General features: G+C 68.1%; 9 protein-coding genes. 4 read left to right on the top strand and 5 right to left on the bottom strand.

Annotated features, from left to right (window positions below; genetic code table 11):
* Positions 1-54: 54 nt before the first annotated feature.
* Positions 55-942: an outer membrane protein assembly factor BamD gene (locus O0J73_RS19660; protein WP_004154436.1), complete on the bottom strand. Its 888-nt coding sequence runs from the start codon at positions 940-942 to the stop codon at positions 55-57.
* Positions 943-1055: 113 nt separating this feature from the next.
* On the opposite strand from O0J73_RS19660, the gene rluD reads away from it, so the two are divergent.
* From rluD to O0J73_RS19640, 4 genes are read left to right on the top strand one after another with little or no spacing between them, the layout of a single operon-like run.
* Positions 1056-2045 (top strand): 23S rRNA pseudouridine(1911/1915/1917) synthase RluD, encoded by a 990-nt coding sequence (gene rluD / locus O0J73_RS19655; RefSeq protein WP_080357259.1) that lies wholly within the window; start codon positions 1056-1058, stop codon positions 2043-2045.
* Complete coding sequence (pgeF, locus tag O0J73_RS19650) at positions 2045-2815, top strand: peptidoglycan editing factor PgeF (RefSeq protein ID WP_197563583.1); 771 nt, start codon at positions 2045-2047, stop codon at positions 2813-2815. The genes rluD and pgeF overlap by 1 nt, the downstream gene beginning before the upstream one ends.
* A gap of 2 nt (positions 2816-2817) precedes the next feature.
* Positions 2818-3342, top strand: a complete 525-nt coding sequence (locus O0J73_RS19645; protein WP_308309426.1) for a DUF4166 domain-containing protein — start codon at positions 2818-2820, stop codon at positions 3340-3342.
* Positions 3317-3748: a thiol-disulfide oxidoreductase DCC family protein gene (locus tag O0J73_RS19640; RefSeq protein ID WP_197563585.1), complete on the top strand. Its 432-nt coding sequence runs from the start codon at positions 3317-3319 to the stop codon at positions 3746-3748. The genes O0J73_RS19645 and O0J73_RS19640 overlap by 26 nt, the downstream gene beginning before the upstream one ends.
* Before the next feature lie 67 nt (positions 3749-3815).
* Here O0J73_RS19640 and O0J73_RS19635 read toward each other — a convergent pair whose 3' ends face one another.
* The 4 genes from O0J73_RS19635 to otsB form a co-directional block, all read right to left on the bottom strand.
* Entirely contained in the window at positions 3816-5114 is a 1299-nt protein-coding gene (locus tag O0J73_RS19635) for an OmpA family protein (protein ID WP_308309425.1), read from the bottom strand.
* A gap of 352 nt (positions 5115-5466) precedes the next feature.
* Positions 5467-6831, bottom strand: coding sequence for an alpha,alpha-trehalose-phosphate synthase (UDP-forming) (gene otsA / locus O0J73_RS19630; protein WP_004154451.1), 1365 nt, complete (start codon positions 6829-6831; stop codon positions 5467-5469).
* Positions 6828-8609 carry a glycoside hydrolase family 15 protein gene (locus tag O0J73_RS19625; protein ID WP_133935409.1) on the bottom strand — a complete coding sequence of 594 codons (1782 nt, stop codon included), beginning with the start codon at positions 8607-8609 and terminating at the stop codon, positions 6828-6830. The genes otsA and O0J73_RS19625 overlap by 4 nt, the downstream gene beginning before the upstream one ends.
* Positions 8610-8650: 41 nt before the next feature.
* Positions 8651-9409 (bottom strand): trehalose-phosphatase, encoded by a 759-nt coding sequence (gene otsB / locus O0J73_RS19620; RefSeq protein WP_004154453.1) that lies wholly within the window; start codon positions 9407-9409, stop codon positions 8651-8653.
* Positions 9410-9515: the final 106 nt, after the last annotated feature.

Raw genomic sequence — 9515 nt, 5'->3', positions numbered from 1 at the left:
CGGGCCCGCCACTACCGCTAGAAAAGAAGAGGGCCCCTTGCGGGGCCCTTTCTCTTATTTCTTTTCCAGTCGCGCGTTGCGCTGGCCGGTGCTGGCGGACTTCTCGCCGGCGAACGGGTTCAGCTTGCGGATCATCCACGGGTACTTCGGCCACTTGCCCTCCAGCCACGGGTGGTCCGGCTGGTTCAGCTGCAGGACGCGGCGGGCGTCGTCGGCCAGGGTCTTGTTGCCCAGGTGGGTGTAGGAATCGGCCAGGACGGCGACGGCATCGTACTGGAACGCGCTCTGCGGGTAGGTTTCCAGCAGGTAGTTGGCGCGGCCGGCCGCCGAGACCCAGGCGCCGCGGCGCATGTAGTACAGGGCGTTGTCCAGCTCGTGCTGGGCAAACACGTCACGCAGCTCCAGCATGCGGCTGCGCGCATCGGCGGCGTAGCGGCTGTTCGGGTAGCGGTCGACCACGATGTTGAAGTCCGAATACGCCTGGTGCGGCGTGGACAGGTCGCGGCGGCTGGCGTCCAGCGACCATACGCGGCGCAGGAAAACCGTACTGCGGTTGGAGTTGGCAAGACCGCGCAGGTAGTACAGGTACGCGATGTTGCGGTGGGTCGGGTAGGTACGGATGAAGCGGTCGATGCTGGACACCGCATCGTCGTGCTTGCCGGCCTTGTACTGGGCGTAGGCGGTTTCGATCATCGCCTGCTCGGTATAGGGACCGTACGGATACTGGGCCACCAGGCGGCGGAAGCTGGTCTCAGCACCGCTCCAGTTGCCACCCTGCATCAGCTTGTGGCTCTTCTCGTACAACTGTTCGACCGGCGTCCCTTCATCGGGGCGATCGCCCTTCTTGGCGCCACGGTGGCAGCCGGTGGCGGCGATGACCAGCACCAGCAGCAGGGCGGTGAGGCGGACGGGCGCAGAGAGCATGGCGGAGCGTCGGATCATGGGGTCGAGGCGGGACGCGGCTGGAATACGAAGGGTCGATGATAGCCTAGTGTCCTGTCCAGCGACTGAAACCGGCCGCCGGGACCCCAAAATTTCAAAGAATGCCCCCTGCCATGTCTGAACAACCCTCTGAATCGGCCCGCCAGGCCATCGTCCCCGACACTGCGGCCGGCCGTCGTTTCGACGCCGTCGTGGCCGAACTGTTCCCCGAATACTCGCGTTCGCGCCTGACCGAGTGGATCAAGGCGGGCGACGTCCTGCTGGATGGCGCCCAGGTGCGCCCGCGCGACCCGTTGCGCGGCGGCGAGGTGGTCACCCTCACCGTGGTGCTCGAAACCCAGACCGACGCCCAGCCGGAGGACATCCCGCTGGACGTGCTGTTCGAGGACGAGCACCTGCTGGTGATCAACAAGCCGGTCGGGCTGGTGGTCCACCCCGGCGCGGGCAACCACAGCGGCACCCTGGTCAATGCCCTGCTGTTCCGCGACCCGTCGGTGGCGGTGCTGCCGCGCGCCGGCATCGTGCACCGCCTGGACAAGGACACCAGCGGCGTGATGGTGGTGGCCAAGACCCTGGAAGCGCAGACCGCGCTGGTCGAGCAGCTGGCCGCGCGCGACGTGCACCGCCAGTACCTGGCCATCGTGATGGGCGCACTGGTGGCCGGCGGCACGGCCGATGCGCCGATCGACCGCCACCCGCGCGACCGCCTGAAGATGGCCGTGCGCGAGGACGGCAAGGAAGCGATCACCCATTACCGCCTGCGCGAGCGCTTCCGTGCGCACACCGCGCTGGAGTGCCGCCTGGAAACCGGCCGTACCCACCAGATCCGCGTGCACATGGCGCATGTGCGCCACCCGATCATCGGCGACCCGCTGTACGGCGGCGCGCTGAAGCTGCCCAAGGGCGCCAGCGACGAGCTGGTGGCCGCGCTGCGCGGCTTCAAGCGCCAGGCCCTGCATGCCGAAACGCTGGAGTTCACCCACCCGATCACCGGCGAGCCGGTGCGCAACACCGCGCCGGTGCCGGAGGACATGCTGCACCTGATGAAGGTGCTGCGCGAAGACAGCGAAGCCTTCGCCGCACGCGAGCGGGACCGCTGGTGATGGCGGCCGCGCTGCCGTTGCTGCAGGCCGACTGGCCAGCGCCAGCAGGCGTCCATGCGCTGACCACGCGCCGGCATGGCGCGGGCATCTCGCCGGCGCCATTCGCGCAGTTCAACCTGGGCAACCGGCACGCGGCCGATGGCGATACCCCGGCCAATGTCGAGCACAACCGCCAGCTGTTGCAGCAGGGATTGGCGCTGCCGTCCGCGCCGCATTGGCTGCGCCAGGTGCACAGCAGTACCGTGCTGCGCTTCGATGCGCCGCCGGTGCCGGGCGCCAGTGAGCCGGTGGCCGACGCCGCGGTGACTTCGGTGCCGGGCGTGGTGCTGGCGATCCTGACCGCGGATTGCCTGCCGGTGGTGTTCGCCGCTGCCGATGGCAGCGAGGTGGGCGCGGCCCATGCCGGTTGGCGCGGGCTGGCCGACGGCATGCTGGAAGCCACCGTGGCCGCCCTGCAGACACCGCCAGCGCAGCTGCGGGCCTGGCTGGGCCCGGCTGCGGGACCGGCCGACTACGAGATCGGCGAGGAGGTCTTCCACGCTTTCGTCGGGCATGACCCGGCTGCGGAGGCGGCTTTCGTGGCGACCCGGCCCGGGCACTGGAAGGTTGACCTGTTCGCGCTGGCCCGCCAGCGGCTGCAGGCCGCCGGCATGGACCCGGCGCAGGTGTATGGCGGCACGGTGTCGACCATGGCCGACCCGGACCTGTACTCGCACAGGCGCGACCGTCGCACCGGGCGCATGGCGACGCTGGCCTGGATCGCGCGCTGAGCATGCCCCTGTTCGCGCGCGTGCTGGGGCCGGCTTTTGCCACCCTGGTGCCGCCGGTACAGGCGCTGCACGCCGCTGCGTTGCCGTGCCGCTACGTGGGGCAGGCGCGGATCGAGCGCGGACGGCACTGGCTGGTGCCGCTGCTGGCCGCCCTGGCGCAGTTGCCGAGGGAGGGCGAAGCGCTGCCGACCGAAGTGGCGTTCAGTGCACACGGGCAGGGCGAGCGCTGGGCACGCCGGTTCGGCCGCTGGCCGATGGTGTCGCGGCTGTGGGCGCACGAGGGGCATCTGCGTGAGCAGCTGGGCGCGGTGCGTTTCGAGTTCGACCTGCAGGCCCGCGAGGGCGGCATCGATTGGTCGGTGCGCCGGGTGTGGGCGTTCGGGGTGCTGCCGCTGCCCACGCGCTGGTTTGGCGGCGTGCGCTGCCGCGAAGCGGGGCAGGGGCAGCGTTACACTTTCCGGGTTGATGTGACCTTGCCCTGGGCAGGAGCCCTGATCCGCTATGAAGGCTGGCTCGAACCGCAGTGAGACCGCTGCCGACGGCGCGGTGATCGTGTTCGACGGTGTCTGCGCGCTGTGCAACCGGTGGGTGCGCTTCCTGCTGCGTTTCGACCGCAAGGGGCGCTATCGCTTCGCGGCGATGCAGGGTACCCGGGGCAGTGCGCTGCTGCGCGCGCATGGACTGGATCCGCAGGACCCCAGGTCATTCCTGCTGCTGGATGCGCAGGGCGCATGGACCGACACCGACGCGATCCTGCGCGTGCTGGCCGGGTTGGGCGGCGCCTGGCGCCTGAGCGGTGTGCTGCGTGTGCTACCGCGAAGCTGGCGCGACGCGGCCTATCTCGTGCTGGCGCGCAACCGCTACCGCTGGTTCGGGCGCCACGACGCCTGCCTTCTGCCGGCGCCGGAACAGGCCGCGCGCTTCCTGGACTGAACAAAAAGGGGACGGAGGGAATCAAGTCGTTCATGCATGAACGACTTGATTCCCTCCGTCCCTTTTTTCAGTCGAGCAGCCGGTAGCTGATGCGTCGATTCAGCGCACGACCGTGATCGCTGCGGTTGTCGGCGATCGGCTGCTCCTGCCCGTAGCCGGTGGGAACCAGTGCGGCCGAGCCCACCCCTTGTTCCTGCAGTGCCTGGGCCACGGCCTCAGCACGCAACTGGCTGAGCTGCTGGTTGCTTGTGGCCGAACCGGCGCTGTCGGTGTGCGCGGCGACCTCCACGCGTGCACCGGCCGGGATTGCGCGCAGTGCGGAGGCAACGGTGCCGATCGTCTGCCGCGAGTCGCCGGTGAGCGTAGCGGTGCCGGCGTGGAACTTCAGGGTGGTCCGGTTCAGTGCTTCAATCCGCTGTGTGGGATCGGCGTGCGCCGGCAGCTGCGCCAGCGCAGCCAGTCCCGGCCCCCACAGGCCCGCCATGTCCAGCGCCGGGAAGTCCTGGCGCAACCTGTGCGAGATGGCCAGCCGCTGCGCGTCCTCCATCTGCGAGGTGTCGATGCGCAGCTGCGATCCGGCGAACTCCAGCCGCAGCCCATCGCCCTGCAGCTGCGGAAGATCGGCAATCAGGCGATCCAGCCAGCGCGGCGCGCGTGCGCGTGGGTCCAGCGTTATCCCGCCCTGCACGTTCTGCCGGCCGTGTACCGCCAGCAGCGTGCTCCAGATACGGCGACGATCCCCCTCGGTGGGCAGGTTGCCGTGCACCTGCATCTGTGTGCCGTGTTGCTGCAGGGACAGGTAGGCGTCGTGTTCGAGCGGAATGTCCGGCGCCGTCCACAGGGGCGTGCGGGCCTTCAGCTGCAGCCAGGTGGTGAGGCCGATGACAACGACGATGGCCAGCAGCCACAACAGGCTGCGCACGGCCATCCCATACATCGCGCGCGATGGCACCGTGCCGGTCATGCGCCGGGGCGATGGGCCCACGATGCTGCGATGGACATGGGGGGAAGGCACCAGGCCGCCGGGCGCGTCCATCAGTGTGACCACCCCGGGCAGAAGGTGGCACGCGACCACCCTGAAAGCACCGGGTGACATGCCACAACGGTGCGCGATCATGGCCAGTGTGTGTGCGCCCAGCGCGCGTTCGAGCTCACTGGCGACGATGGGCAGCCGCAACGCTGCCGGTTGCCGCCAGGAATGAAAACGGGAGGCCAGGCCTGCCTGTTCAAACCGCTGCTGCAGACCGTCCAGGCCCCGGTGATGGGAGGTTATCCAGACGCTGATGACCTCCACCACCCAGCGGGCGCGATGGCCCAGCTCCAGGCGTGTTGCGGCATCTTCGATGAAACGGTCGCACGCAGACATGCAGTGACTCCCCGGAATGTGATGTGCGTCGCGCCGCGCAGCAGGGGCGACGGATTGCGATAGCTCTGGGGGCGCCACTCTGGGGAGCGCGCGTCAATGCATGGTGAAAGGCTGGCGGTGGTGCCTCTTTCGTTCCGGCGGGCGATGCCGCAGAGCGTGCGGCAGGACACGATGAGGCCTTGTGCGACGCGAGCCTTACACGCCTGCCCGGGACTGCAGGGACGGGCAGTCGCCCCATTCTCCTGTTCGGCGAATGGTTTCACGTGCATCTACCTTCGGGCTTAAAGCGACAAGCTGCGAGCGCACATGGCGCTCTTCTGTCGCTTCACGGCTGGACTGGTGGCGCAACCCATCAGTTCTCCAGTGCGTCCAGGTAACTGCGCCGCCAGTGGTTGATGTCGTAGGTGCGCAGGTGGTCCATCATCGCGTGCCAACGTTCCTTGCGCCTGCGCAGCGACATCGTCGCCGCGGTGGCGATGGCATCGGCGACGCCGTCCAGGTCGTGCGGGTTCACCAGCAACGCCTGCTTGAGTTCGTCCGCGGCGCCGGCCAGCAGCGACAGCACCAGCACGCCGGGATCCTCCGGGTCCTGCGAGGCCACGTACTCCTTGGCCACCAGGTTCATGCCGTCGCGCAGCGGCGTCACCAGGCCCACCGCCGCCGCCCGGTAGAAGCCGGTGAGGGTGGCATGGGTGAAGTTCTGGTTGACGTAGCGCAGCGGCGTCCAGTCCGGCTCGGCGTGACCCCCGTTGATGTGGCCGGCGATCTGTTCCAGCTGGCTGCGCAGCTGCCGGTACTCGGTGACGTCGCCGCGTGAGACCGGGGCGATCTGCAGGTAGGTCAGCGAGCCGCGCTGGTCGGGATGGCGCTGCAGGTAGCGCTCGAAGCCGAGGAAGCGTTCGGGCAGGCCCTTGGAATAGTCCAGGCGGTCGACACCGATCGCCAGCTGGCGGTCACGCAGGCTGTTGCGCAGGTTCTTGACCGCCGCTTTGGTGGCGGCGGTGCCGGCCTGGCGCGCGATCAGGTCGGTGTCGATGCCGATCGGGAAGGCGGCCGCGCGGAAACGGCGCCCGCCGGGGGCTTCCAGTTCACCGTTATCGAGCACGCGGCCACCGCCGAACAGGCGCAGGTAAGTCTGGAAGCGATCGGCGTCGCGCTGGGTCTGGAAGCCGACCAGGTCGTAGGCATACAGCGCAGAGAACAGGCGCAGGTGATCGGGCATGGCCTGCAGCAGGTCGGCCGAGGGCATCGGGATGTGCAGGAAGAAGCCGATGCGGCAGCCGATGCCGCGTTCGCGCAGCAACGCACCGAGTGGAATCAGGTGGTAGTCGTGGATCCACACGATGTCGTCTTCGCGCAGCAGCGGGGCGAGCTTGTCGGCGAACAGCGCGTTGACCTTGTGGTAGGTCTCGCGGGTGCCACGGTCGTAGTCGACCAGGTCCAGGCGGAAGTGCAGCAGCGGCCACAACGTGCGGTTGGCGAAGCCGTTGTAGTAACCGTCAACCTCGCGCTTGCTCAGGTCCAGGGTGACGAACTCGATGTCGCCGTCCTTCTGCGTGTGCAGCGTGCCACTGCCCTCGCGCACGCTCTTGCCGCTCCATCCGAACCACATGCCGCCGCGTTCCTTCAACGCGGCCAGCAGGCCGACCGCCAGGCCGCCGGCACGGTTCTCGCCGGGCACCGCCACGCGGTTTGAAACCACTACAAGACGACTCACGATGCCTCCTGCCAGGACCGCGACAGGCGCATCGCGGCGGTGATCAGGCCGACGTGCGAATAGGTCTGCGGGAAATTGCCCCAGGCCTCGCCACTGTCGAATGCAAGATCCTCCGACAGCAGGCCCAGATGATTGCGCTGTTTCAACAGCGTTTCGAACATCGCGCGCGCCTCGTCCAGGCGCCCGATCGCGGCCAGCGCGTCGATGTACCAGAACGTACAGATGGTGAAGCTGGTTTCCGGCTCGCCGAAGTCATCCGGGGCAACGTAGCGGTACAGCGAATTGCCATGTTTGAGGTCGCGGCCGATGGCGTCGACGGTGGCGATGAAGCGGGCGTCCAGCGCATCGATGAAACCGATGTCGGCCAGCAGCAGCAGCGAGGCATCCAGGCGATGGCCACCGAAGGTATCGGTGAAGTGGCCCAGTTCCTCGCTCCAGGATTCGGCCATGATGCGCGCATGGATGGTGTCGGCACGTTCGCGCCAGTAACGCGCACGGTCGTCGCGCTTCAGGCGCACGGCGATCTTGCACAGGCGGTCGCAGGCGGCCCAGCACATCGCGCTGGTGTAGGTGTGCACCTCGGTGCGGCCGCGGAATTCCCACAGGCCGGCATCGGGTACGTCATGCAGGGCAAAGGCCTGTTCGCCCAGGGGTTCCAGGCGGGCGAAGGTGTGCGCGTCGCCCGGGTCCTGCAGGCGGCGGTCGAAGAACAGCTGCGTGGAGGCCAGCACCACGCTGCCGTAGACATCGTGCTGGCGCTGCACCCAGGCCAGGTTGCCACGGCGCACCGGGCCCATGCCGCGATAGCCGGACAGGCTGGGCACTTCGTCCTCATCCAGCTTGGCCTCGAAGCCGATGCCGTACAGTGGCTGCAGCGTGCCGTCGGTGGTGGCCAGGTTGAAGATATAGCCGAGGAACTGTTCCATCGTGCGCGTCGCGCCCAGGCGGTTCAGCGCACGCACTACGAACGCGGCATCGCGTAGCCAGCAGTAGCGGTAGTCCCAGTTGCGCACGCTGCCCGGTGCCTCCGGAATGGAGGTGGTCATCGCCGCGATGATCGCGCCGCTGTCCTCGTACTGGCAGAGTTTCAGGGTGATCGCGCTGCGGATCACCGCGTCCTGCCATTCCAGCGGGATGGACAGGTAGCGCACCCACTCGCGCCAGTAATCGCGGGTGCGCTGGAAGGCTTCCTGCACATAGCCGCTGATCGAGCGGTTGAGTGATTCATCGACACCCAGGATCAGGTGGATGGGATGGTTGAGTACGAATGGCAGGCCCTCGCGAACGAAGCGAACCGGCACATCGGTGGTCAGCCGCAGCACGTGCTCGGGCAGGATCCATCGCACGTGGTTGCTGCCCCAGGTGGACTCGGGCACGCGTGCACCCCAGTCCGCCAGAGGGCGCGCATGCACGGTGATGCGTGGGCTGCCGGCCAAGGGGCGTACCTGGCGGATCAGGCTGACCGGGCGGTAGAAGCGGTCGTTCTGGCGCCAGCGTGGGGCGAAATCGAGGATTTCCAGTTCACCACCGTGCGCGTCGCGCAGCACGGTGCGCAGGATCGCGGTGTTGGTCAGGTACTCCTGCTCGCTGCTGGCGAAATCCTCCAGTTCGATGGCGAAGTCGCCACCGGTCTGCTGGTTGGGGCCGAGCAGCGCGCAGAAGGTGGGGTCGCCGTCGAAGGTGGGCAGGCAGCTCCACACAACGCGGGCATGTTTGTCGACCAGGGCGCCGAAGCTGCCGTTGCCGACCACGCCCAGATCAAGATCGGGTTGGGTCATCACGCGGTACATCTCGTCGGTTGCGGCCGTGGGGGGCCGGGTCAATAGGCATTCTCACGCAGCCAGGCGTGCACGCTGCGTATGTCGGGCAGCGCGAACACCGCCGCGCTGGGTTCACGTTCGCCCACCAGCACGCTCCAGCCATGCTGGCCGTTGGCGGCGTCGAAGCCGAATTCGTCGGTGAGGTCGTCGCCGAGAAACACCGGCAGGCGACCGCGGAACGGCAGGTACTGCATCATCCGGCGCACCGCGCGGCCCTTGTCGGTACCCACCGGAACGAACTCGACCACATGGTCGCCCGGCTGCAGGCGATAGCTGGTACGGCCGCGCACGTGGCGGTCGGCAAAGGCACGCACCTCGCTGGCCGCGTGTGGAGCGCCGCGCCAATGCAGCGCCAGGCCGACGCCCTTGTCTTCCACCAGTACGCCGGGATGGCCATGGGCGAAACGCATTGCCTGCTGGTGCAGGGCGTGCAGCCACTCGGCGGTGTCATCGTCATGTGCGTCGCGCAGCACACGACCATCCTCGCCGCGCAGCTCGTGGCCATGCAGGCCGGCGGCAGGCAGTTGCAACGGTGCAAACAGCTGGTCCAGCTGTTCGAGCGGACGACCACTGACCAGTGCCACGGCACCTTCCAGGCGGTCGCTGATGCGGCCGATGGCTTCACGCACATCCGGCAGCAACTGCACGGCATCCGGGCGTGCAGCGAATTCGATCAGGGTGCCATCGACATCGAGGAACAACGCACAGGCGTCGTCCAGCAAGGGCGGTGGCGGACGCAGGGGGAGCGGTTCAGCCATGACGCCCAGCTTGCCAGCGCAGGCGTGTACGTGGGGTCGAGGTCAGGCTACGAATCGGGGTAGTGCCGGCCGCTGGCCGGCAACTTCATGGCCCATGGATGCACCT

Origin of the sequence: Stenotrophomonas sp. Sm6012 (genome assembly GCF_030985895.1) — a bacterium.
Classification (GTDB): Bacteria; Pseudomonadota; Gammaproteobacteria; order Xanthomonadales; family Xanthomonadaceae; genus Stenotrophomonas; species Stenotrophomonas forensis.
The sequence above is the reverse complement of the archived record's forward strand: the minus strand, read 5'-3'. Positions and strand labels throughout refer to the sequence as shown.